Here is a 24342-nt window from a genome sequence, read left to right as displayed (position 1 = left end):
AAAAAGGCACGGCCGCCCCGCGAGGGAGCGGCCGTGCTGAGGGTGGAACTCTATCAGAAGCGTGAGCGTACGCGAATGCCCAGGCTCCTTGGCCGAACGGTAAATACACGCACACCGTCCTGCGAGGCAACCACGCCGAGGAAGGGCGCCTTGTTGCCGATGTTGTCGGCATAGACCTGCAACTCTGTCCCGCCCTCGGTGCGCGCGCCGACGCGAGCGCCGATCAGCGTGTAATCGGGCAGGTAAGTATCGAACGCAGTTGCCCGGTTGAAGCTACTGTAGCTGTCGCCGTGGTAGGTGACATTGCCCGAGATGAAGCCGGTCCAGGTGTCGTTCAGCGGCACGTCGTAGTTCGCCGTCGCCGCCGCCGACCACTTGGGCGAGAGCGGCACCCGGTCACCCTTGTTGCCGAAGGTGCCGGCCGCGACCACATCGGCGGGCAGGGCCTCGTCCAGCTTGGCGTCCACGTAAGTCACGTTGCCGGTCAGGCTGAAGCCCTGGGGCAGCGTGATGGTGGTGTTGAACTCGATCCCCTTGGTGACGGTCTTGCCCGCATTGATGGTGTAGCTGAACGCGCCCGCCGCGCTGGCCGAAAGCTGCTGGTTGCTCCAGTCGATGCGGTATGCGGCAAGGTCGAAGAACACTGCGCGATCGAGCAGGTAGCCCTTCACGCCTGCCTCGTAGCTCCACACGCTGTCGGGATCGTAAGTGCCCGGAAACGTCACGCCCGCCTGCTGCGCCAGCGAGGTGGCGGTGTTGACGCCGCCGATGCGGAAACCCGATGCCGCGCGGGCATAGAGGCTGATCGCCGGGGTCGCTTCCCACAGCACTGCGAAGTTGTAGCTGGGCTTCTTGTTCACGCCCTCGCGCTCGCCGGTCACGCTGGGCGTGGTGACGATGCCGAACACGAAGTCGGGGAACACCGTCTGCAGGTTGGTGACGACGTCCTTCACTTCGGCGCGGAAGTAGCGGATGCCGGCTGTCGCGGTCAGGCCCGAGACGACCTCCCAGTCCGCCTGGGCATAAGCGGCATACTGGTCGATGACGCGGGCGGTGTTGGTGCCGAACTCGTAGACGCTGCGGCCGCGTCCCGCCTGCGCGAGACCGGCATCGTGGCACTCGTCGTAGCTGAGGCAAGCCGGCTGGAAGTTGGGCGCCTGGATCGCGTTGGTCTGGTAGACGCTCTTGGTGTGCTCGTAATAGCCGCCCGCGACGATCTGGAACGGCCCGTCGAACTTGGACGAGAAGCGCAGCTCGCCGTTGTAATCCTCGAAATCGATGCTGGCGACGAAGCTGAGCGGCGCGTTGACGCCGAAGCTGATGTTGGTGGGCGTGGAATCCTTGGCGTTCAGCACGTCCTGCTTGCTGTAATTACCCGTCGCGATGATCGATCCGAAGCCCAGGTCGTACTCGCCAGTGAGCGAATAGAGGCTATACTTGTCCTTGTAGAACTCGACCGTGGGCGAGGTGTTGAGGTACGGCCCGTTGGCGATCTGAAATGCCTGGCCGCCATCGACGTCCACCGCCTGGTGCAGCGCCATGGCCCGCAGCGAGAACGCGTCGCTCGGCTGCCACAGCGCCTCAGCCCGCACGCCGCGCACGTTCTGGTCGTTGTTGTTCTTGAAGTAGGCACGGGTGCCCACGCGCTGGTCGATGAAGCCGCCGCCGGTCTCGAGCCAGCCGGTGACGCGCACCGCCAGCGTCGGTGCGATCGGCGCGTTGATGGTCGCGCTGACTTCGCCGTAGGGATTGCCGCTCTTGACCGAAGCCAGTGCCATCTCGGCCGAGCCGCCCCACTCGTTCAGCTCGGGCTTGCGGGTGATGACGCGCAAGGTGCCGCTCATCGAACTGGTGCCGAACAGAGTGCCTTGCGGACCTTTAAGCACTTCCACGTGGTCGATGTCGTGTAGGCGCACGCCCGGCTTGCCGTCGCCCAGGATGTTGCCGCCCGTGCCGCCCAGGACCGCGGACTCGTTCAGGTAAAGCGCCGAGGTGGCACCCACGTCGGAATCGACGCCGCGCAATACGATCTTGGTCTGCGCCGCGCCGAAGCTCTGGATGTTGATCGAGGGATCGAGCGTGCGCAGGTCGGAGAGCGAGGTCACCGCGTTGCGCTCCAGCGTCTCGCCGGAGAAGGCGGTGATCGCCAGCGCGGTGTCGGTGATCGAGGCGTCGGCGCGGCGGTTTCCGGTCACGACGATTTCGCCACCAGCCTGTTCATCGGCCGCAGGAGCGCCATCGCTCACGACGTCCTGAGCGGCGGCCGGCGCAGCCAGCACAAGCGCAGGAAGCGCGACCGAGGCGAGAAGCCACATGCCCAAGGCGCGGCTCCGCCCGCTGTCAGAGTGTACCATTACTGCTTCCCCTTGATGCTAAGTTGTGAAACCTCCTCGTTCTCCTGCGGTACAATCAGCGGCGCCACTTGCTGCGGTCTTCCGCCATCTGCCGCCTGAGACCGTACGCGCGGCACTCATATGCGGTGTGTGATGGTCTTACTGTCATACAAACTCTTTAGGTTGGCAAGCGGGTTTTTGGCACGGCCGGGTCATAGACGGGACAGGGGTACTCCCTGCCAAACCAAGCCCCTTGCCAAACACGCGCGGGATCTATCGTATGACGGTATGACAAAGCGTGCCGCGATGACTTATTCTGAAGACCGACCAGCCTGGCCCGCACGGCCGCAGGCGTACCGGGCATTGGCGCTGCTGTTCCTCGCTTATGTGCTGTCGTTCATCGACCGGGTGATCCTGTCGATCCTGATCCGCCCGATCTCGACAGAGCTGCACTTGTCCGATACCCAGTTCGCAATGGTCGGGGGGGTCGCCTTCGCGATCTTCTACGTCACCATGGGCCTGCCGATCGGCTGGCTGGCGGACCGAGCCCCGCGCCGGCTGATCGTCGCCGGCGGAGTGGGTCTGTGGAGCCTGTGCACGATCGCATCGGGGTTGGCGACCAGCTTCGGCGCGCTGTTCGCGGCGCGGGTCGGCGTCGGCATCGGCGAGGCCGCGCTGGCGCCCGCGGCCTACTCGCTGATCGCCGACCTGTTCCGGCCCGAGCAGCGCGGCCGGGCGGTGGCGTTCTACACGCTGGGCGCGACCGTGGGTTCCAGCATCGCCTACTTCGCCGGTGGTTTGCTGATCGGCTTTGCGTCGCGCCACGGCGCGGTGGCGCTGCCGGTGCTGGGCGAGCTCGCACCCTGGCGCTTCGTGTTCGCCGCAGCCGGTGCGCCCGGCCTGATCCTCGCCGCTGCCATGCTGACGATGCGCGAACCATCGCGGCGGCAGGATGCTGTGCAAAGTGCTGGGCAAAGCGCTGCATCGGGCGGCTTCCTGCCCTTCCTGAAGGCACGGCGCGCAGTCTCACTGACCTACATCCTGGGTTACAGCTGCATCAACCTGCCCTTCGCCGGCTTCCTGCTCTGGGGCCCAGGCCTGTTCGACCGGGTGCATGGCCTGAGCCCGGCACAGCTGGGATTGCCGCTGGCGGTGCTGTTTCTGGTCCCGACCACGCTCGGTCAATGGGGCGGGGCGAGCATGACCGACCGCCTCGTCGCGAGCGGCCGCGCCGACGCCGCGTTCACCACCGCCGCGCTGTGCGGAGCACTGCTGGTGCCGGTCGCCATCGCCATGCCGCTGCTGCCGAGTGCGACCGCGGCGCTTGGCGCTCTAGGCCTGCTGCTGTTCCTGACCTGCGCCTCGGTCGGCCATCACGCAGTAGTGGCGACACTGGTCGCGCCCAACCGCCTGCGCGGGCTTTATGTCGCGCTGTTCTTCTTCGTCCAGAACGTGCTCGGCCAGGCGATCATCGCGCTGATCACCGCCGGGCTGACGGACGATGTCTTCGCCAGCCCCGACGCCATCGGCAAATCGATGGCGATCGTCGGGGGCGTCGGCGCCGCCTTGGGCACCGTGCTTCTGGCGCTCGGACGCGGAGCCCTCCGCCGCGCGGCGGCATCCCCCTACTCCTGACTGCGAGCGCCTCCCCATGTTCACCACGCGGCCCGAGATCAGCGGCACCTTCGGCGTCGTCGCCTCCACCCACTGGATCGTCTCGCAAGTGGCGATGGGGGTGCTGGAGCGCGGCGGCAACGCGTTCGACGCGGCGGTCGCCGGCGGCTTCACGCTGTGCGTCGTCGAGCCACATCTATGCGGACCCGCCGGCGAAGTCCCGATCCTGTTCCACGACGCGCATAGGCATGAGACGCGCGTGCTCTGCGGGCAAGGCGTAGCCCCGGCCGCCGCGACGATCGCGCACTTCCGCAATCAGGGCCTCGACATGGTACCCGGCTCGGGCCTGATCGCCGCCGTCGTGCCGGGCGCATTCGACGCTTGGCTCACCTTGCTGCGCGACCATGGCACGATGGAGCTAGCCGACGTGCTCGCACCGGCGATCGGCTATGCGCTGAACGGCCATCCGCTGCTGCCCGGCGCCGCGCGCGCGATCGCCGACGTCGCCGATGCGCTACGCACCGAGTGGCCGAGCGGGTGTGCAATCTGGCTTCCGGGCGGCGATCCGCCGAAGGCAGGCGCGCTCTTGCGCAATCCGGTGCTTGCTGCGACGTGGCAGCGCCTGGTTGCCGAGGCCGGCACGCAAGGCACACGCGAGGCCCGCATCGATCGTGCGCGCCGCGCCTGGAGCCAGGGCTTCGTCGCCGAAGAGATCGACCGCTTCGCGCGCACCGAATTGATGGACGCCAGCGGCGAACGCCACGCCGGTCTTCTCACCGGCGATGACATGGCACGTTGGCACGCGACCTATGAAGAGCCGGTCACCACCGACTTTCACGGCTGGACGGTGTGCAAGACCGCGCCTTGGGGGCAAGGCCCGGTCCTGCTGCAATCGCTGCGCCTGCTCGATGCGGCCGGCATCGCCCAGGTCGATCTGGAGAGTGCCGATTTCGTGCACTTGTGCCTCGAAGCCCAGAAGCTCGCCTTCGCGGACCGAGAGGCTTACTACGGCGATCCTGCGTTCACCGACGTGCCGCTCGATACCTTGCTGTCGCGCAGCTATGCCCAGGATCGTGCGGCGCTGATCGGCGCGACCGCCAGCAATACGATCCAGCCCGGCGTCGTGCCCGGCTATGCCGAGCAGGTCGTGCGCAGCATGGCGCAAGTGCGCGTCGCCACTGGCGAAGCGGCAGGCCTGGGCATCGGCGAGCCGACCATGGTGCACCTGAAGTCGACGCTGAAGCCGGGCGACACCGTCCACCTCGACGTGATCGACCGTCATGGCAACATGGTCAGCGCCACGCCTTCGGGCGGGTGGCCGCAATCCTCACCGACGGTGGCAGGTCTGGGCTTCGCGCTGAACACGCGCGCGCAGATGTTCTGGCTGGAGCCCGATCTGCCGGGCAGCCTCGCCCCCGGCAAGCGCCCGCGCACGACCCTCACGCCCACGTTGGCGCTGCACCAAGGGCGGCCTGCGCTCATCTGCGGCACGCCGGGCGGCGACCAGCAGGACCAGTGGCAGCTCGTCCTGCTGCTGCGGCGGATCCTGGGCGGAATGGGCCTGCAGGCCGCGCTCGACCAGCCGCTGTTCCACAGCCTGCATTTCCCCTCGTCGTTCTACCCACGCGAAGCGCTGCCGGGCGTTGCCGTCATCGAGGAGAGCTATGGCGAGCCGATCATCGCCGACTTGCGCCGCCGCGGCCACGACTTGCGCGTGGCGCCTGCGTGGTCGGCCGGGCGGCTGACCGCGGCGGAGCGTGGGGCTGATGGCGTACTGCATGCGGCGGCCACTCCGCGGCTGATGCAGGCTTATGCGGTGGGGCGGTAGCGAGCAGGTAAGCCGCTGCGCCGTTGGCGACTTCACGAATTAGCCGCCCCCCCCTCACCCCTCGTAGTACACCACCCCGTCCTTCACGCTGACCTTGTGCGTGCGCAGCGTCTGCTTGCACGGGAGCGAGCGGGCCTTGCCGGTGCGGATGTCGAAGCTGCCGCCATGCAGCGGGCAGAAGATCACGCCGCCTTCCAGCCGCCCCTCGGACAGGGAGGCGATCGCGTGAGTGCAGTCATCATCGATCAGGCGGAACTCGCCCCCGTCATTGATCAGCAGCAGCGGGTCCTCTCCCGCCACTTCGAAACGGGCCATCGCGCCGACTTCGAGGGAAGAGGCTTGGCAAAGGGCTGTTCTTTCGGCCATGAGATTCACCCACACGCTTCTTTGTATGATTGTCATACATTCTCTGCGCGAAGGATTGTGCCGTGTCCAGCCCTGTCGTGTCCGACCTCGTCCTGATCGATGCCGGCGGCACGATCGCCTCCATGCCCGATGCTGCCGGCGTGCTGGTCGGGCGCAGCGGCAGCGCGGGACACGCAGGCAACCTGTCGGATACCGTGGTCGAGCGGCAGGCTTATGCCGGCCTCAGCGAGGACATGACCCTCGCCGACGCCATGCGCGTGGTCGCCATGATTGCCGAAGCGAGCGCCAGCGGCGCGCGCGGTGTGGTGGTGACGCACGGCACGGACACCATGGAGGAAGTCGCCTTCCTGGCCGACCTGTTACATGCCGGCGAGATGCCGGTCGTTTTCACCGGCGCCCAGCGCGCGCCTTCGCTGCCCGGCTACGATGGCGCCGCGAACTTGCGCGATGCGATCGCAGTTGCCAGCAGCGAAGCCGCCCTTGGCTCCGGCGTCGCCGTCGTATTCGCCGGCAGGGTTCTCGCCGCCCGCGCCGCAACCAAGCGCGACAGCAGTGCGCCCGATGCGTTCGGTCCCGAGAGCGCGGTAATCGCCCGCGTCGACGAGCAAGGCGTACGTTGGTGCTCGCACCCGCGACGCCGGGCCGCGGTAGCGCTGGCGCAGCCTGACCCAGCGGTCCACATCGTCTCGCTGGGACTGGAGAGCGGGCCCGAGTTGATCGACGCGCTGGTCGCGACGCGCGCGCGCGGTCTGGTGCTTGAGGGCTTCGGCCGCGGCAACGTGCCGATGCGGCTGCTGCCCGCCGTCGAGCGGGCGCAAGCCGCCGGCGTGGTGATCGGGCTTGCCTCGCACTGCACCGAAGGCGGCGTGGCGCCGACCTACGAGTCCGGCGCTCGCCTCGCTGCGATGGGCGTGATCGGCGGCGCGGATCTCAGCGCGCGCAAGTTGCGGCTGCTGCTCGCCGTGGCGCTCGGCGGAACCGCGGACGCTGCGCAAGCTGCACAACTCGCCCGCGCCTGGCTGGCGAGTTGAACGATCGAGCGGCTCCCTAAGTCAGCAGACCGCTCGAGCGTTCAGCGCGCCGCCTGCGCTGCGCCGCGCTGCAGCTTCGCGAGGGCGATACGCGCGACCTCTCGCGAATCCATCCAGCTGCCGTCCGCCAGTTCCAGATCGTACCGCTCGGAGCTGGTCACGGCCGCGCGCAATGCGGCCAGCGCCTTGTCGGTGGCGCCCTGGCGCGCATAGGCGCTGCCCAGGTTGATCAGCACGGCCGGATCGGAACGATCGACCGACGGCTCCTCCAGCTTGCGCAGCGCGGCAACGGCATTGCCGGCTGCCAGTTCGGCGTAGGCAACGTCGGGCGCACGGCGCTCGGCTTCCGGTGCGATCGGCAGCCCCAGTGCCGAGGCGAAGATGATGGCGGTGAACAACATGACACGACTCCCGGTTATCTTTGTAGTGGAGGCAGCTTCTGCCTCTCCGGGGCCGACAACAACAAAATGCGGCAAGTGTCATAAAACTGCAATCTCGGTGTGAACCACGAGTCGTGAGCCACGTACGCAGGTGCCGCGGCGAACAGAGTGACCAGCGTCTTAGGGTTGTCACTAAGTTGCCACCATAGTGTCACCGGCCACTCCTAACACCCCGGATCAGCGGCGGCGGACTCGCCCGCGTCGTTCGTCCACCAATGGGGGAAAATCCGTGAAGAACATCCATGGCCTGCTGCTGGTTGGCTGCAGCGCGCTCGCCCTCGCCGGCTGCGGCCCCAGCGACATCGCCTCGCCCGGCACTGGCGGCGACGTCATCGTCCAGCCGGCCCCTACTCCGGCCCCGACGCCTACGCCGACCGGCCCGACCGGCGTCGTTGCTGCCTCGGCATGCCCCTCGATCAGTTCCTCGACGCAGCTGGCCGACGCCGGCACCCTCACCGGCCCGACCGGGACCTGGCGCGTCTGCAACCTGCCGGCCGTGATCGACCGCTCGGTCACGCTGCCCAAGATCGCCGGCCTGGTCTATCAGCTGAACGGCCGCGTCGACGTCGGCTGTGACGGCGGCTTCGCTGCGCCCACCGCCGCTGCTCCGTTCGCCACGTCGACGGTCGGCTGCCCCACGGCCAACCTGACTGCCGACACCAACGCGACCCTGACCATCGAGCCCGGCGTCATCGTCATCGCGGCACCTGGCGCCACCTGGCTGGCCGTCAACCGCGGCAACAAGATCAGCGCCGTCGGCACCGCCGCCAAGCCGATCATCTTCACCAGCCGTGACAATCTGACCGGCCAGGTCACTGAGACCTCGCAGGGCCAGTGGGGCGGCGTCGTGCTGATGGGCCGCGCGCCCGTGACCGACTGCACCACCGGCACCACCGCCTCGAACAATTGCGAGCGCCAGACCGAAGGCTCGACCAACCCGGCACGCTTCGGTGGCACCGACAACGCCTACAACGCAGGCCGCATGAGCTTCGTGCAGATCCGTTACTCGGGCTTCATCCTGAGCAACAACATCGAGCTGCAGTCGCTCACCGGCGAAGGCGTCGGCACCGGCACGACGATCGACCACATCATGAGCTACAACAGCTCGGACGACGGTTCGGAGTGGTTCGGCGGCAGCCCGCAGATGAAGTACTACATCTCGATTGGCGCGGACGACGACAGCCTCGACGTCGACACCGGTGCGCAGATGAACGTGCAGTATGCGCTGCTCAACCAGCGTGACGGCCTGGGCGATGCCCTGTTCGAGATCGACTCGAACGGCAACGAGGGCGACGCTCCGCGCACCAAGCTGAACGTGGCGAACTTCACCGCGATCCAGCGCCAGGTCAGCAGCAACAACGAAGCCAACGACCAGGCCGGCGCGCTGTTCCGCGGCAACTCGGACACGACGCTGATCAACGGCATCGTCCTGACGCCCAACAACGAGTGCATCCGCATGAACGGGTCGGGCACCACGCCCGCGACGCTCAACGCCTTCTCGGTGGCGCTGACCTGCAACTCGACAAAGTTCATCGGCACCGGCGCGTATAGCGCGTCGCAGGTCTCCGGGTTCTTCAACGTCGACGGCCGCAACAACACCGATGCGCTCAGCAGCACGCTGACCGGCTACACCAATGGCGCCAACGAGAACGGTCGCGTTGCTACCGATCCCAAGACCGTTTCGAGCTTCTTCGACACGACCACGTGGATTGGCGCGGTGCGCAATGCGGCGGACACCTGGTACGCCGGCTGGACCTGCAACAGCGCGGCTGCGGACTTCGGCACCGGCAACTCGGGTGCCTGCACCTCGCTGCCGACGACCTGAAGCACGGCTGCCTGACACGAAGCGGGGGCGGCCAACTTGGCTGCCCCCGTCCTTGCATTTGCATCTAGGGGAACAAGTCGATGTCACCGACGTCGCGACTGGTGGGCGCTCTCATTCTGACGACCGCGCTCATGACGCCTTTGCAGGCCTGGGCGCAGGCCGATCCGAACTCTGGCCCGCAGCAGCCGCCCAGCGGCGAGGATCTGGGCAAGCCGGCTACCGATCAGCCCGTCGATGGCGCGACGCAAGGCGACGCCGGCGAAGGCAACACCGCCACAGGTGACGCCGAGCAAGGCAGTGCCGGCCCCGACATCTCGGTGCCGGGCGGCGACATCATCGTCACCGGCCGCCGCTCGCGCAATGTCGTGAAGGCGTCCAATCAGGTCATCTCGGTCCTCTCTGCCGAAGAGATCGCGCGCACGGGCGAAGGCGACATCGCCGGCGCGCTCGGCCGTGTCACCGGCCTGTCGGTCGTCGGCAATGGCCTGGTCTACGTGCGCGGCCTGGGCGATCGCTACTCGCTGGCGCTGCTCAACGGATCGCCGCTGCCGAGCCCCGAGCCGCTGCGCCGCGTGGTGCCGCTCGACATCTTCCCCACCGGCGTGATCGCCTCCTCGCTCGTCCAGAAGAGCTACTCGGTGAACTATCCGGGTGAGTTCGGCGGCGGCGTGATCAACCTCACCACCAAGGCCGTGCCCGAAGAGCCGTTCCTCTCGATCTCGGGCGGCGGCAGCGTCGATTCCGAGACCACCGGCGAGACCGGGTACAGCTACTACGGTGGCAAGTCCGACTGGACCGGGTTCGACAACGGCAGCCGCGACCTTCCCGCCTCGCTGCAGAACTACTTCGACAGCGGCGCGCTGGTGAACTCCGACCAGGCGCTCGGCCGCACCGTCGCCAGCGACCTCGTCCGCTTCAGCAAGGCGACGGCGCAGCGCGTGCGCGATCTGCCGCCCGGCTATTCGGTCTCGCTCACCGGCGGCACCTCGTTCGACCTTGGCGACGCGCGCGTCGGTCTGATCGCCGCGGCCGGCTTCAGCAACAAGTGGCAGAACCGCGAAGTCACCCAGCAGACCTCGAACAGTTCGGACCTGTCGCTCAACACCGACTTCACCCGCGTCAACACCGACAACCACATCATCGCCAACGGCCTGATCGGCCTGGGCGCGGAGTTCGGCGACAACAAGATCCGCTGGACCAACCTCTACATCCGCGACACCGTCAAGCAGACGCGCCTGGGCCTCGGCAAGCGCTTCACCAGCAGCGTCAGCGCCGACTACCAGCAGCAGGACACCGCCTGGTACGAGCGTCAGCTGATCGACACGCAGTTCGTCGCCGAGCTCAAGCCGTCGGACAAGCTGTCGATCGACTTGCGCGGCGGCTATGCCAATTCACAGCGCGAGGCGCCGTACGAATTCTACTTCGAGTACGTGCGCACCAACACGCCGTCGGATCCGTTCGGCAACCTGTTCGTCAACAACCTGAACGGCAACAGCGGCGAAGCGCAGGTCACCTTCTCGGACCTGAACGAGGATCTGTGGTCGGGCGGCATCGACATCTCCTATCGCGCCACTCCCGACATGACCCTGACCGTTGGCGGAGCCTACAGCGACACAAACCGCACCAGCACACGGCGCGAATTCACCTTCCGGGCTTCCAGCAACTTCCCCAGCGCCGCAGCAGTTCTGCGGCCTGACCTGCTGCTCTCGCCGGGCCTGATCAACGGCACCAGCACCGACACCGCGGGCAACCCGATCACTCCTGTGGGCGGCATCAACCTGATCGAGACCGACACGGGCAGCCCGGCGTTCGAAGCGAAGCTGCGCAACTACGCCGGCTACGGCAAGCTGAACTGGCAGATCACCGACGCGCTCAGCATCGATGCGGGCGTGCGCTTCGAAAAGGCGCGCCAGTCGGTCGACGCGATCCAGGTGTTCGCGACGCCTACGGCGCTGCCGGACTCGCCGACGCTGCGCAAGGAGTACTGGCTGCCCGCCGCGACGCTCACCTATCAGGTCCAACCCGACCTGCAGGTGCGCCTCAGCGCCTCGAAGACCATCGCGCGTCCTCAGTTCCGCGAGCTGATCTACCAACCGTTCTTCGATCCCGACAGCAACCGCCAGTACCTGGGCAACCCGCTGCTGACCGACAGCCAGCTGTACAATGGCGAAGCGCGGATCGAATGGTATTTCGCGCCCGACCAGCGCCTGTCGGTCTCTGGCTTCTACAAGAAGATCAAGAACCCGATCGAGAGCTACGTCTTCGTGCTCGCGGACGACCTGGTGACCAGCTTTGCCAACGCCCCCGAAGCGCAACTCTACGGCGCCGAGGTCGAGCTGCAGAAGTACTTCGACCTGGGTGCAAGCGAGGGCTGGTTCGCCAACCGTCGCGCCGTGGTAATCGCCAACTACACCTACACCCAGTCGAAGCTGAAGGTGTCGGCGAGCGATCAGGTCGCCATCTACCCGCAAGCCGCGGCGACCTCGGCCACCGACTTCTTCCGCGACGGATCGCCGCTCACCGGGCAGTCGGACCACCTGGTGAACCTGCAGTTCGGCCTGGAGAACACCGAGCGACTGTCGCAGCAGACGATCCTGCTCAACTTTGCCAGCAATCGCGTCGTCAGCCGTGGCCTAAACGGCACCGAGCCGTTGCCCGACGTGATCGAGAAGCCCGGCGTCTCGCTCGACGTCGTGATGCGCGAAGGCGTGGAAGTGCGCGGCAAGCAGGTCGAGCTCAAGTTCGAAGCCCGCAACCTGCTGCGCACGCGCCACCAGGAGTACCAGGACAACGGCGACGCGCGCATCCAGATCAACAGCTACGACGTTGGCCGGGTGTTTTCCCTGTCCGCCGGAATAACCTTCTAACCCCGCGGCACCTTGCCCGCATGACTAGCAGGGCCCGACCGAGTTATCGGTTGGGCCCTTCTTTCGTGCCGACGCGCTTCGCCTGACGTTGGCGCCGACGGGCCTGATCGCACCTGTGCAAAGGCATCGTCACCGAAATGACTTCGACATGTCGCGTACCTGTCATGGAGCTGGGCTAGCGGCCTGCTCAACGAGCGAGGGCACGCGCCCTTGCGAAACAGGGGCACCAACCATGACCAAGCTTCCCGTGCGGCTTCGCGCCGCGCCGATGTCGACGCGCGCGCTGCTCGTCGCCACGTCCGCCTGGACGCTGCTGGGCGCCAGCGCGGCGGTGGCGCAGGGTGTCGGCACTGTCCCTCCCGCGCCGACCGGCACAGCTCCCGTGCCCGAGCAGAGCACGCCCAGCGCTGCCGCAAGCGCCGCGAACACCACCATCGCACCTTCGACGCCCAGCCCCGGCGAGGAGATCGTCGTCACCGGCTCGCGCCCGATCGCAGAGTCGATCGCGGCCGCGCTGCGCATCCAAAAGGAGTCGCCGGCACTGGTAAGCGTGGTCTCCGCCGACGCCGCCGGCCGACTGCCTGACCAGAACGTCGCGCAGGCGGTCAGCCGCCTGCCGGGCGTCGGCGTCCAGCGTGACCAGGGCCAGGCGCGCTACATCAACTTGCGCGGTGCGCCGATCAACTGGACCACGCTGTCGATCGACGGCATCAACATCATCAGCCCCGAAGGGCGCGACGCCCGCTTCGATTCCATTCCGTCGGCGATCGCCTCGCAGATCGTGGTGCGCAAGGCCGTCACCGCGAACATGACCGGCGAGACCATCGCCGGCAACGTCGATGTCATCACTCGCTCCGCCTTCGACTACGATGGCTTCCACATCGCCGGCAAGCTGGGCGGCGGCTACGTCGAGCTGGGCAAGCGCCAGGAGTACGAAGGCCAGCTGGTGCTCTCCAACCGCTGGGACACCGGCGTGGGCGAGTTCGGCGCGCTCGTATCGGGCAGCTACTACCAGCGCGACATGGTCACCGACAATGCGGAGACCGACTGGGAAGTCGTCGGTGAAGACCGCCGCCCCGGCAACGAAGACCGTGTCTGGGCGCGCGAGACGGAGAACAAACTCTATCGCCTGACCCGCAAGAACTACTCGGTCTCGGGCAAGCTGGAGTGGAAGCCGACCCCCGATCATCGCCTGTTCCTGTCATCGATCTACACTGCGTTCAGCGACGATGAATCGCGCAACAACTACATCTTCGACATGGACGACCAGCAGTCGCGCGTGCCCACCAGCACTGCGGCGTGCCCGGTGACCACCGGCCTTGCCGCCAACACCACCGGCTACGCCGACGTGTGCGCCGGTAACACGCCCTACCAGGGCACGGTCTACGGCATCGACCTCAATTCCAACGTGCTGATCCGCGAGTACCGCCAGTCGGTCTTCACCAACACCGTCGGCGGCGACCACGACCTTGGCCGCATCCAGGTGCGCTGGCGCGGCAACTACACCCGCTCGGTCGACGATCGCTCGGCGCCGGCACAGCTCAACTACGACAGCGGCAGCTTCGGCACCAACGGCGCGGGCGCGCCCAACCGCCTGACCGTGGCCTACGACCTGACCGACAAGCAGCATCCTCTGGTGGAACTCTACCGCACGCTGCGCAGCTCGACCGGCGTGCTCAGCCGCGGCGCGCGAGTGAACCAGATCGAGGACTTCGGCGCGACCCTGGCGCGTGTGCGCGGCTTGAAGGCGAAGGACATCACCGACGCCTACACCGGCAAGCTGGACTTCAGCTACGACGCCGACTGGTTCGGTGGCACCAAGCTGATGTTCGGCGCCCAGTACGACAACCGTAAGAAGGAGTCGAACGAGCGACTGCTGGACATCACCGTCAGCTCCTCTGCCAATCCCTACAACCTGCCGCTGAACTACTCGGCCGTGGCCCTCGCCAACGATCCGGCGTTCAAGGGCGAGTATCCGCTGGGCTACCTGTTCCGCTATCACGGCAAAAAGCAGAGCATCGCCCTGGTCGATCAGGCGGAAGCAGCCGGCGCGCAATACGTCCCGGTGACCGCCAACTTCTACGACGTGCGCGAGGAAGTCTGGTCGGGCTACGGCATGTTCGAGACCAAGATGGACTGGGGCTCGATCGTCGGCGGCGCCCGGGTCGAGCACATCAAGAACAAGAGCAGCGCGTTTGCGACGGTGAACGGCACCTCCTCGCTGGTGACCATCCCGCGCGACCAGACGCTGGTCTATCCCAGCCTCCACTTCAACTGGGATATCGACCAGACCAAGAAGCTGCGCCTGTCGTTCAACACCGGCGCCTCGCGACCCGACTACGACCAGCTGCGCCCGAACCTGATCGTCAGCGATGCCAACCAGACGATCTCGGGCGGCAACCCCGATGCCGAGCCGGAGCGCGCAAAGGGCGTCGATCTCTACTTCGAGTGGTACATGCAGCCGCAGGGCTTCTTCTCGCTCGGCGCGTTCTACAAGGACGTGAAGGACACGCTGTTCGACACCACACGCCCCTTCGACTCGGACTTGCTGAACCTGAACGGCGTCGATCGCTCGGGCTACATCTTCAGCGGCATCGCCAATGGCGGTGACGGCTACATCTGGGGCATCGAGGGCGCGTTCCAGCAGCAGCTCGAAGGCTACCAGGCCGACCTCGGCCTGCCGGACTGGATGGGCGGCTTCGGCGTCCTGCTGAACGCCACTTACAACAAGAGCCAGGCCGAGACGCCGGACGGCCGCAAGGTGATGTTCCCGGGCACCTCCAAGTGGGTGATGAACGCCAGCCTGTTTTACGAGAAGTACGGCTTCTCGGCGCGGGTCTCCTACCAGAACCGCACCAAGTGGATCGATGCCATCGGTGAGTTCGACACCATCAACGGCGTGTTCCGCGGCACCACCGGCGGAGACGAGTACTGGGCGCGCGACGACGAGCTCGACGCCTCGCTGCGCTATGCGATCACGCCGAACTTCGAAGTTTACGCCGACTTCGCCAACCTGCTCAACGGCCCAGGCCGCCGCTTCGCCGGCGTCAGTGCGCGCACGATGGAAGTCGAGACCTTCGGCCGGCGTTACACCGGCGGCGTGCGGTTCAACTTCTGATGCGCCTCGTACCCCTCACCTCGGCGCTTGCCCTGCTTGCAGGGTGCGCTGCGGCGCCCACCTCGACGCCGGTGGCAGGCGATGCCACCGTGTCGGTCACCGCGCGCGGAGAGACGGCGCCGGTCGGCACCGGCGACGACGCCGCGGACGATCCGGCGATCTGGCGCAACCCGCGCCGGCCCGCAGAGAGCCTTGTGGTCGCGACCGACAAGCGCGCTGGCTTGCACCTCTACGACCTCACCGGACGGCACCTGGACTTCTCGCCCTCGCCGCGCCTCAACAACGTCGACTTACGCGCCGACGTGATGCTGGGCGGCAAGCGCGGCATCCTCGTGGCCGCGAGTGACCGCGCGAGCGAGGTTCAGGCGCGCATCGCGCTGTTTCGGCTCGACCCCGTGGCCCGCAAGCTTGTGCCGCTCGGCAATCCTGCGGCGGGTGACGGCGAGGCTTATGGCATGTGCCTGTGGCGCCGTGCGAGCGACAAGGCGCTGTTCACATTCGTGGTGATGAAGGACGGCCGGATCGACCAGTTCCGGATCGGCGCCGAGGCACAGCCTTCGGCGCAACTGGTGCGCCAGTTGCGGCTGGCCACCCAGTCCGAAGGCTGCGTGGCGGACGACCGGACCGGGCAGCTCTACGTAGCCGAGGAGGACGTCGGCATCTGGCGCTTCGCCGCCGATCCCGCAGGCACGACCACGCCGATCCCGGGGCCCCGTGTCGATGGGCGCCTCCTGGTCGCCGACGCCGAAGGGCTGGCGATCGCACCCAAAGGACGCAATGGCGGCTGGCTGGTCGGCTCGAGCCAGGGCGACAGCGCCTACGCCGTCTGGAGCCTGCCCGACCTCAGGCCGGTGGGCCGCTTCCGCATTTCGGCGGGTCAGGTGGGCGCGACTTCGGAGACCGATGGCATTGAGATCGCGTTAGGCAACTTCGGCCCTGGCTTTCCCAAGGGCCTGATGGTGGCGCAGGACGGCGACAACGCGCCGGCCATGCAGAACTTCAAGCTCGTGGCCTGGGGCGACATCGTGAAGGCGCTCCAACGCAAGTGACGCCCTCAGCAAGGATTGGTCGAGTGGGACTATCCCGATGACCGATCCACGCACCGCACCTTCGCTAGCCGGCGCAAGGTTGCGGCACTGCCAAGTTGCCAGCATGCGGCCCCCTGCCTAAGGCTTTGCCGGGAAAGGAAACCGCCATGCTCCGCAAGCTCCTGATCGCACTCGCCGCCCTGCCCCTGATCGGGGCGGCCAATCCGCGCACCGACCCGCTCGACGCGATTGCCCGCGATTACGTGAAGCTCACCCTGGAGGCCGGCGAGCGCGAACCCGAATACGTCGACGCCTACTATGGCCCTTCCGCTTGGGCGGCCGACGCCAAGGCGCATCCGCGTACCGTTCCGCAGCTGATCGCCGCCGCCCATGCGCTCCGCCTTCGCGCCGAGGCGATCCCCGCCGCCCGCCTTACCGCCATGACGCGGCCGCGTCGTGCTTTCCTGGTCGGTCAGCTCAAGGCGGCAGAGACCCGCCTCGCCATGCACGAGGGGCACAAGTTCAGCTTCGACGAGGAGGCGCGCGGCCTGTTCGGGCTCGCACCCGATCTCAAGCCATTATCCGCGTACGATCCGGTCCTGGCCCGGATCGCCGCGCTCGTCCCTGGCGATGCGCCGCTGTGGAAGCGGGTCGACGATTACCGCAACCGCTTCATGATCCCGACCGACAAGGTCGAGCCGGTAATGCGGGCCGCCATCGCCGAGTGCCGCAAGCGCACCGTCGCGCACATCCCGCTGCCGGCCGACGAGACCTTCACCTTCGAACTGGTCAAGAACAAGCCCTGGGGTGGCTACAACTACTACAAGGGCAACGACACCAGCCTGATCCAGGTGAACACCGATCTGCCCGTCGCCATCGACCGTGCGGTCGATCTGGGCTGTCACGAAGGCTATCCGGGCCACCACGTCTACAATGTGCTGCTCGAGCGCAACCTTGCACGCGGGCGGGGCTGGAGCGAGTTCACGGTATACCCGCTTTACAGTCCGCAGAGCTTCCTGGCCGAGGGATCGGCCAATTTCGGCATCGAGCTTGCCTTCCCCGGAAGCGAGCGCGCCGCGTTCGAGAAGGCGGTGCTGTTCCCCATCGCCGGCTTCGATCCTGGCCAAGCGGCCCGCTATGACGCGCTGGGCGAGGCGATGCAGGCTTTGGCGGGCGCGCGGTTCACGATCGCTCGCGACTATCTTGACGGCCGCATCACCCGCCAACAAGCGATCGCTCTGACCCAGAAGTACAGCCTCGTCTCCGAAGCGCGCGCACTCAAGTCGCTGGACTTCGACGATCATTACCGCAGCTATGTGATCAACTATGGTCTCGGCCTCGATATGGTCCGGGCCCATGTGAACGGCGCCGGGCCGAGCGCGGAAGCGCGCTGGCGAGAAATGGCGCGTATCTTGTCGGGCCCGACCGTGCCGGCCGATCTGACGACCAAAGGAGGCTGAGGGCCCGGCGGCGCAGTTCGCGCCGAGCCGGAAAGCCAAGAATGTGCCGAGATAGCCGTTGAGGGCGCACAGTCGCGCTGGCTGTTACTCTAAGTGGGGGACTCGCGGAGGCGCGTGAGGCTCTCCAAAGCCATGCGGGCGAGCACGGGAAAGCTTTGCGCGCGTGTGGCGGCTTGGGCGTTGGCGGCGTTGCCACGCAGCACGCGCCCCTTGATGCCGTGGAAGATCGCGGCAAGGCGGAACAAGTTGAACGCCACATAGAACTCGTAGTCGGGGATGCCATCCCGGCCCGTTCGCCTGCAGTAGCTGGCGACATAGTCCTGCTCGGTCGGGATGCCGAGCGCCTGCAGGTCCGCCCCTTGCAGGCCCGGTACGATGGCCGGATCCATGCGGTACATCAGAGCATGGTACGTGAAATCCGCCAGGGGATTGCCCAGAGTCGACAACTCCCAGTCGAGCACGGCCAGAACCCGCGGCTCGCTGGGATGGAAGATCATGTTGTCGCAGCGGCAATCGCCATGGATCACCGCAGTCTCGTCCTCAGCAGGGATGAACGCCGGCAACGCCTCGACCAGTGAGTCCATGTCGGGATTGCGGCCCGCCAGTTCGTCGGAATGGTACTGCTTCGTCCAACGGCCGATCTGGCGTGCGAAGTAGCTGCCGGGCTTGCCGAAGCTCTCCAGCCTGGCGGCAGCGGGATCGATGCGGTGGAGCGCAGCCATGGTCACATTCATGGCATCAAAGTAGGCCGGACGTTCCTCGCGACTCACGCCGGGGAAGGTGGCATCCCAGAAGATGCGGCCTTCGACCATGTCCATCACGTAGAACCAGGTGCCGATCACCGCGTCGTCGGTGCACAGGCCATGGATGCGCGCCACGGGGAAGCCTGCGGCTCCCAGCGCCATCTGCACCCGCGCCTCGCGATCGACGGCATGGGCACCCGGCAGCAGCTCACCGGGAGGCTTGCGCCGCAGGACATAGCTCGCAGACGGCGTGGAGAGACGATACGTCGGGTTGGACTGCCCGCCCTTGAACTGCTCCACGCGCATGGGGCCGGCAAAGCCGTCGACATTCGCCGCCATCCAACGTGCGAGCGCGGCTTCGTCGAAGCCATAGCCCTCGCGCACGGGGACGGTGCCCGAGTTGTCTGCGGCCAGATCGGTGCTCATCGCGTCAGCCCGCCTTGGCGTCTTGCGCGTGCTTCCACTCGCGCTTGATCTTCTTGGCGAGCGACCACTTGTGGACCTCGGTCGGTCCATCATAGATGCGGAAAGCCCGGATCTCGCGGAACATCTGCTCCACGATCGTGCGCTCGGTGACGCCGGTGCCACCCATGACCTGCACGCAATTGTCGGCGATCTTCATCAGCGCTTCGCTGACCGAGACCTTGGCCATCGAGCTTTCGACCGTGCCCAGTGAGCCGCTGTCCAGCACGCCCGCACACCAGTCGATCATCAGCTCGCACTGCTGGATCAGGATGCGGTTCTCGGCGAGCATGAAGCCGACGCCCTCGTGGTCGATCAGCGTCTTGCCGAAGGCCTGGCGGCGGCAAGCATAGTCCACCGCGATCTCGTGCGCGCGGATGCAGCCGCCCAGCCAGCGCATGCAGTGAGACAGGCGGGCGGGAGAAAGGCGGATCTGCGCATAGCGGAAGCCCTCGCCCGGCTCGCCCAGCATCTGCGAGGCGGGCACCCGCAGGTTCTCGATCGTCAGGGTGGCGTGGCCGCCCGGCATAGAGGTGTCGATGGTGTTGGGAACTTCGTCGATCCGGATCGCATCGTCGGGCAGGTCGACCAGGAACATGCAGGCGCCGCCGCGCGTGTCCTCTTCGTCGGAGGCGGCCATCACGATGCCGACCATCGCCCCTTGCGCGCCGGTGATGAAGGTCTTGCGCCCGTTGATGACCCACTGGTTGCCGTCCTTGCGGCACGTCGTCTTCATCATCGACGGGTCCGAGCCGGCGCCGCCCCAATCGGCCGGTTCGGTCATGAAAAAGGCGGAGCGGCCCTTGCCCTCGACCAGGGGCTTGAGGAAACGCTCCTTCAACTCGGACGAGCCGACATGGCCGATGAGGTACATGTTGCCCTCGTCCGGAGCCATCGTATTGCAGGCGAGCGGCCCTAGCGGCGACAGGCCCGACTTGATCAGCACGACCGCGGTCTCGCGTTGGGTGAGGTGCGAACCGTCATCCAGGATGTGCGGGGTGAGCACGCCGGCGCTCCGGGCTAGCGCGCGCATCTCCATCACCAGCTCGTCAGTGGGGGCACCGTGATGGTCGCGGCGGGCGTCCTTTTCGAATGGCACGATCGTCTCGCGCACGAAGGCCTCGACCTTGCAGGCGATCTCGTGGGCGCGAGCGGACACGTCGGTCATCACTGCAGCACCCGGACCGGATCGGAGCCGTCCCAATCGCGAGCGGCATCCTTCATCATCTGGAACAGCCCTTCCGATCCCGCCATCGGCTGCAGGTACTCGATGACGTGGCCCGGCCCCTGCCCCGGATCGACGTAGATCACTGCGCCGTCCGGACCGACCTTGCCCTCGACGACGATCTCGGCGCCCGCTGCTGCGCAAGCTTCTCGCGCCTCGGCAATGGATTCCACGAACACGCAGACGTGATGCAGACGGTCCCGCACCGCGTATTCACCGGCATAGAGAGAGGGTGCGTCGCTGTCCGTCTTGATCAGCTCGATCTGGATGTCGCCCCAGTAGCCGATCGCCATCGTGAACGTGGCATCGGTCGGCTCGCCTTTGTACTTCATGTCATCGAGCCGGACGTCGTTGAGCACGAAGAACGGGCCGACGCCCACCGTCTCGATCCAGTACTTCATGGTGGCATCGAAGTCGGTCGGGAAGAAGGCGAGCTGGATCACGTCGCCCAGGTTCTTGAGCGGGCCTGGCCGCAGGTCGCTGTATGCTTGGTCGGTCATGACGTTTCCTCAGGCGAAGAGACCGGCGGGCTCTTCGATCAATGACTTCAGGGTCTGCAGGAACTGCGCACCGGCAGCACCGTCGATCGCGCGATGATCGACCGAGAGCGTGAACGAGATGCGCGTCTCGAACGCCACCCCGCCCATTGCCGTCTCGACCGGCTGGCGCAGCGCAGCACCCACCGCCAGGATCGCGCCTTGCGGCGGGTTGATGATGGCATCGAAGTTCTCGATCCCGAACATGCCTAGGTTCGACACGGAGAAGGTGCCGCCCTCCATGTCCGTCATGCTGAGACCCTTGCCCTGCGCCTTGTCGATCAGGCGGCGCGTCTCGGCGGCGATCTGGTCGATGCGCATCAGGTTGGCCTGGCGCACCACCGGCGTGACCAGGCCCTTGGGACTGGCGACTGCGATCGACACGTCGGCATGGGGGAAGCGGTGTATCTGTTCCCCATGCACCTGCACGTTCACGTCAGGATGGCGGCTGAGCGCCATGGCGCTCGCCTTGACGATCCAGTCGTTCACCGATGCCTTGCAGCCGAGCACCAGATTGGCGGTCTTGCGCATCTCCAGCAGCGCATCGGCGCTGGCAGACATGCGCAGGTAGAAGTGCGGCAGCTCCTGCTTGGCCTGAGTCAGTCGCTGCGCGACTACCTTGCGAACGCGGTCGAAGGGCACGATCTCCGGCCGGTTCTCGCCCGCGACGAAGGCCGCAGTCACCGCCGTGCTGGTGGGCTTGGGGACCAGCGCAAGCACGTCCGCCTTGGAGATGCGGCCGCGCGGTCCGGTGCCGGTCAGCTCGCCGAGGGCAATGCCATGCAGCCCGGCCAGGCGGCGCGCCAGCGGCGAGGCGAAGACCTTTATGTCCTCTGCGTCGAGCGTCAGCACACCCTTAGGCGCACTGCTCGCCGGACCGCGCAGCGCCTTGATTACATCCTGGTGCGTAATGCGGCCCTGACGGCCAGATCCTTCGATTGCCGCGATGTCGACGCCCTCTTCCTCTGCCAGGCGCAAGGCTTCGGGGCTGATCGGACGGTTCGTCGCGATGCGGGTGCGAGGCTTCTCGGGAGACGGCGCAGGCGCGCTCTCGGCATCCTCCTGCGCCGCCGCCTTGGCGCTGGCGGCACCCTTGGCAATACCGCCCTCCGCCGGCTTGAACGACGCAACAAAAGCATCGATCTCCGCCTCCGAGTGGTCGCCTTCGTCGAACACGGCGAGGAGCGCACCGACCGGCTCAGCCTCGCTGCCGCCGGACACCAGGATGCGGCGCACGGTGGCGTCGTATTCGGCGTCGACTTCGTTGGTGATCTTGGCGGTCTCGATCAGGCACAGCGTCTGCCCACGCTTGAAGCTGTCGCCCTCCTTCACGGTCCAGTCGGCGATCGTGCCTTCGGTCATCTCGATGCCCCACTTGGGCATGGTGAATGCGCGGATGCGGCTCATGGCTGCGCCCTCCTCACCGGTATTCGAGCGACTTGCGCACGGCCGCCGCGATCTTCGCAGGACTGGGCAAGTAGGCGCTCTCGAGCTCGCGGGCGAAGGGCACCGGCGTGTGCGGCGGCGTCACCATCTCGATCGGCGCTTTGAGGCTGGCGAACGCCTTTTGCGCCACCAGCGCGGAGATGTCGGTCGCCAGCGAGCAGCGAGGCGGTGCTTCGTCGACCACCACCAGGCGGCCGGTCACTTCGACCGAGTCCAGGATCGCTTCCTCGTCCAGCGGAGACGTGGTGCGCAGATCGATGACGTCGCAACCGACGCCGTCCTGTGCCAGATCGTCCGCGGCGGTCTCGGCATAGCTGACCATCATGCCCGAGGCGACGATCGTCACGTCCTGCCCGGCGCGGGCAAGGCGAGCGTGGCCGAACGGGATCACGAAGTCCGGGTCATCCGGCACTTCGCCGCTCATCGCGTAAAGGAACTTGTGCTCCAGGAAGACCACCGGATCATCGTCGCGGATCGCCTGGCGCAGCAGGCCGCAGGCGTCGGCAGGGGTCGCAGGCATGACCACCTTGATGCCGGGCATGTTGGTGACGAACTGGCTGATCATCTGGCTGTGCTGCGCGGCCGCGTTGTAACCGGCGCCGCAAGGCATGCGGATCACCGCCGGGCAGATCGACTTGCCGCCGAACATGTAGCGGAACTTGGCGATCTGGTTCCACAGCTGGTCCATGCACACGCCGATGAAGTCGGCGAACATGATCTCCGCCACCGGCCGCTTACCGGCGAGCGCCAGGCCGCCGGCCGCGCCCATGATCGCGCTTTCGCTAATCGGCGTGTCGATCACGCGGTCTGGACCGAACGCATCGTAGAGCCCGACAGAGGTGGACCAGATTCCGCCGATCGCCTCGGGGCCGCCGGCGGTACCATTGCCGCCGACGACGTCCTCGCCCAGCACGACCACTCGGTCGTCGCGCTGCATCTCCTGGAAGATCGTGGTCCGGATGGCGTCGCGATACATCATCTTTGCCATGTGCTTCGCTCCTGCCGTCAGTAGCTGATGTAGACGTTGTCGAGGACGTTCTCGGGCGCCGGGCGAGCCGCCGCGCGCGAGGCGGCGACAGCGTTCTCGATGGCGCTGAGGGCTTCGGCGTCGATCCCATCGAGATCGGGTTCTTCGAGCAGCTTGGCACCGCTCACCTTGGCGCGGAAGATCTTGATGCAATCCCGCTCCGCCCGCAGCCGATCGAGCTCGCCCTCGCCGCGGTAGCGCTGGGGATCGCCCTCGAAGTGGCCGAAGAAGCGCTCGGTGTCGAACTCGACGGCGGCGGGGCCGTTGCCGGGCGTGCGCACGTATTCGAGCACTTCGCGGAAAGTGTCGTGCACCGCGAAGAAGTCTGTGCCGTCGGCGCGCCAGACCTTCATGCCGAATGCCTCGGCGCGGCTGGCGATGTCGCGCGTGGTGCCCACCGCATAGTCGACGCCGGTATGCTCGGAATAGTGGTTGTTCTCGAAGACGAAGATCGCCGGGGCCTTGGTGACGACAGCCAGGTTCATCGCCTCGAAGGTCGTGCCCTGGTTGCAGGCGCCATCGCCCGAGAACGCGATCGCCACCGCCAGCTTGCCGTCCGCGTCCGGCCCGTCGATCTTGTTGGAGAGCGCCGCGCCCACCGCGATCGGCGCGCCGGCGCCGACGATGCCGTTGGCGCCCAGCATGCCCTTGTCGATGTCGGCGATGTGCATCGAGCCGCCCTTGCCGTTGCATAAGCCTTCCTGGCTGCCCCAGATCTCCTTCATCATGCCGTCGACATCGCAGCCCTTCGCCAGGCAGTGACCGTGGCCGCGGTGGGTGGAGACGATCTTGTCACGACCGGTCAGGTGCTCGCAGACACCCACCGCGACGGCTTCCTGGCCGCAGTAGAGGTGGGTGAAGCCGGCGATCTCACCGGTCTGGATCTCCTCGTGGAGCCGTTCCTCGAATTCGCGGATCAGCTTCATCTGCCGGTAAGCGCGGGTCAGCGCCTCGCGGTTCAGCTGCATCGGGCATTCCTCTCGTTATCGCGCC

General features: G+C 66.7%; 17 protein-coding genes. 8 read left to right on the top strand and 9 right to left on the bottom strand.

Annotated features, from left to right (window positions below; genetic code table 11):
• Positions 1-53 precede the first annotated feature (53 nt).
• The gene (locus tag GV044_RS04075; RefSeq protein ID WP_159865820.1) at positions 54-2354 is read right to left on the bottom strand and encodes a TonB-dependent receptor; all 2301 of its coding nucleotides are present in this window, start codon (positions 2352-2354) and stop codon (positions 54-56) included.
• 267 nt (positions 2355-2621) lie between these two features.
• On the opposite strand from GV044_RS04075, the gene GV044_RS04070 reads away from it, so the two are divergent.
• Both GV044_RS04070 and GV044_RS04065 read left to right on the top strand, forming a co-directional pair.
• Positions 2622-3968, top strand: a complete 1347-nt coding sequence (locus tag GV044_RS04070) for an MFS transporter (RefSeq protein ID WP_159865817.1) — start codon at positions 2622-2624, stop codon at positions 3966-3968.
• A 16-nt stretch (positions 3969-3984) separates the two neighbouring features.
• Positions 3985-5775 carry a gamma-glutamyltransferase family protein gene (locus tag GV044_RS04065; protein ID WP_159865814.1) on the top strand — a complete coding sequence of 597 codons (1791 nt, stop codon included), beginning with the start codon at positions 3985-3987 and terminating at the stop codon, positions 5773-5775.
• A gap of 54 nt (positions 5776-5829) precedes the next feature.
• Here the strand turns inward: GV044_RS04065 and GV044_RS04060 are convergent, their stop codons facing one another.
• Positions 5830-6141: a non-heme iron oxygenase ferredoxin subunit gene (locus tag GV044_RS04060; protein ID WP_159865811.1), complete on the bottom strand. Its 312-nt coding sequence runs from the start codon at positions 6139-6141 to the stop codon at positions 5830-5832.
• 62 nt (positions 6142-6203) lie between these two features.
• Here GV044_RS04060 and GV044_RS04055 point away from each other — a divergent pair, with 62 nt between their 5' ends.
• On the top strand, positions 6204-7172 hold the full coding sequence (locus GV044_RS04055) for an asparaginase (protein WP_159865808.1): 969 nt from the start codon (positions 6204-6206) through the stop codon (positions 7170-7172).
• A 41-nt stretch (positions 7173-7213) separates the two neighbouring features.
• On the opposite strand, the gene GV044_RS04050 is transcribed toward GV044_RS04055, so the two are convergent.
• Positions 7214-7573 (bottom strand): hypothetical protein, encoded by a 360-nt coding sequence (locus GV044_RS04050; RefSeq protein WP_159865805.1) that lies wholly within the window; start codon positions 7571-7573, stop codon positions 7214-7216.
• Positions 7574-7841: 268 nt separating this feature from the next.
• Here GV044_RS04050 and GV044_RS04045 point away from each other — a divergent pair, with 268 nt between their 5' ends.
• From GV044_RS04045 to GV044_RS04025, 5 genes are all read left to right on the top strand, one after another.
• A complete protein-coding gene (locus tag GV044_RS04045; protein ID WP_159865802.1) occupies positions 7842-9437 on the top strand; it encodes a hypothetical protein in 1596 nt (531 codons plus the stop codon).
• Between the two features lie 80 nt (positions 9438-9517).
• Positions 9518-12304, top strand: a complete 2787-nt coding sequence (locus tag GV044_RS04040; RefSeq protein WP_159865799.1) for a TonB-dependent receptor domain-containing protein — start codon at positions 9518-9520, stop codon at positions 12302-12304.
• A 232-nt stretch (positions 12305-12536) separates the two neighbouring features.
• Positions 12537-15422, top strand: coding sequence for a TonB-dependent receptor (locus GV044_RS04035; RefSeq protein ID WP_159865796.1), 2886 nt, complete (start codon positions 12537-12539; stop codon positions 15420-15422).
• Entirely contained in the window at positions 15422-16471 is a 1050-nt protein-coding gene (locus GV044_RS04030; RefSeq protein WP_159865793.1) for a phytase, read from the top strand. The genes GV044_RS04035 and GV044_RS04030 overlap by 1 nt, the downstream gene beginning before the upstream one ends.
• Positions 16472-16617: 146 nt before the next feature.
• The gene (locus GV044_RS04025; RefSeq protein ID WP_159865790.1) at positions 16618-17910 is read left to right on the top strand and encodes a hypothetical protein; all 1293 of its coding nucleotides are present in this window, start codon (positions 16618-16620) and stop codon (positions 17908-17910) included.
• An 89-nt stretch (positions 17911-17999) separates the two neighbouring features.
• Here the strand turns inward: GV044_RS04025 and GV044_RS04020 are convergent, their stop codons facing one another.
• From GV044_RS04020 to GV044_RS03995, 6 genes are read right to left on the bottom strand one after another with little or no spacing between them, the layout of a single operon-like run.
• A complete protein-coding gene (locus GV044_RS04020; RefSeq protein WP_159865787.1) occupies positions 18000-19079 on the bottom strand; it encodes a phosphotransferase in 1080 nt (359 codons plus the stop codon).
• Positions 19080-19083: 4 nt separating this feature from the next.
• Positions 19084-20283, bottom strand: coding sequence for an acyl-CoA dehydrogenase family protein (locus GV044_RS04015; RefSeq protein WP_159865784.1), 1200 nt, complete (start codon positions 20281-20283; stop codon positions 19084-19086).
• Positions 20283-20840 carry a VOC family protein gene (locus tag GV044_RS04010; RefSeq protein ID WP_159865781.1) on the bottom strand — a complete coding sequence of 186 codons (558 nt, stop codon included), beginning with the start codon at positions 20838-20840 and terminating at the stop codon, positions 20283-20285. Before GV044_RS04010 ends, GV044_RS04015 begins: the two co-directional genes overlap by 1 nt.
• A 9-nt stretch (positions 20841-20849) precedes the next feature.
• Positions 20850-22283 carry a 2-oxo acid dehydrogenase subunit E2 gene (locus GV044_RS04005; RefSeq protein ID WP_159865778.1) on the bottom strand — a complete coding sequence of 478 codons (1434 nt, stop codon included), beginning with the start codon at positions 22281-22283 and terminating at the stop codon, positions 20850-20852.
• A 13-nt stretch (positions 22284-22296) separates the two neighbouring features.
• Positions 22297-23310, bottom strand: a complete 1014-nt coding sequence (locus tag GV044_RS04000) for an alpha-ketoacid dehydrogenase subunit beta (RefSeq protein WP_159865775.1) — start codon at positions 23308-23310, stop codon at positions 22297-22299.
• A gap of 17 nt (positions 23311-23327) precedes the next feature.
• Positions 23328-24317: a thiamine pyrophosphate-dependent dehydrogenase E1 component subunit alpha gene (locus tag GV044_RS03995; RefSeq protein WP_159865773.1), complete on the bottom strand. Its 990-nt coding sequence runs from the start codon at positions 24315-24317 to the stop codon at positions 23328-23330.
• Positions 24318-24342: the final 25 nt, after the last annotated feature.

It is taken from the genome of Novosphingobium sp. 9U, assembly GCF_902506425.1.
In the GTDB taxonomy this organism is placed as follows: Bacteria; Pseudomonadota; Alphaproteobacteria; order Sphingomonadales; family Sphingomonadaceae; genus Novosphingobium.
Note: the sequence above shows the minus strand (reverse complement) of the source record. Positions and strands in the feature narration are given on the sequence as shown.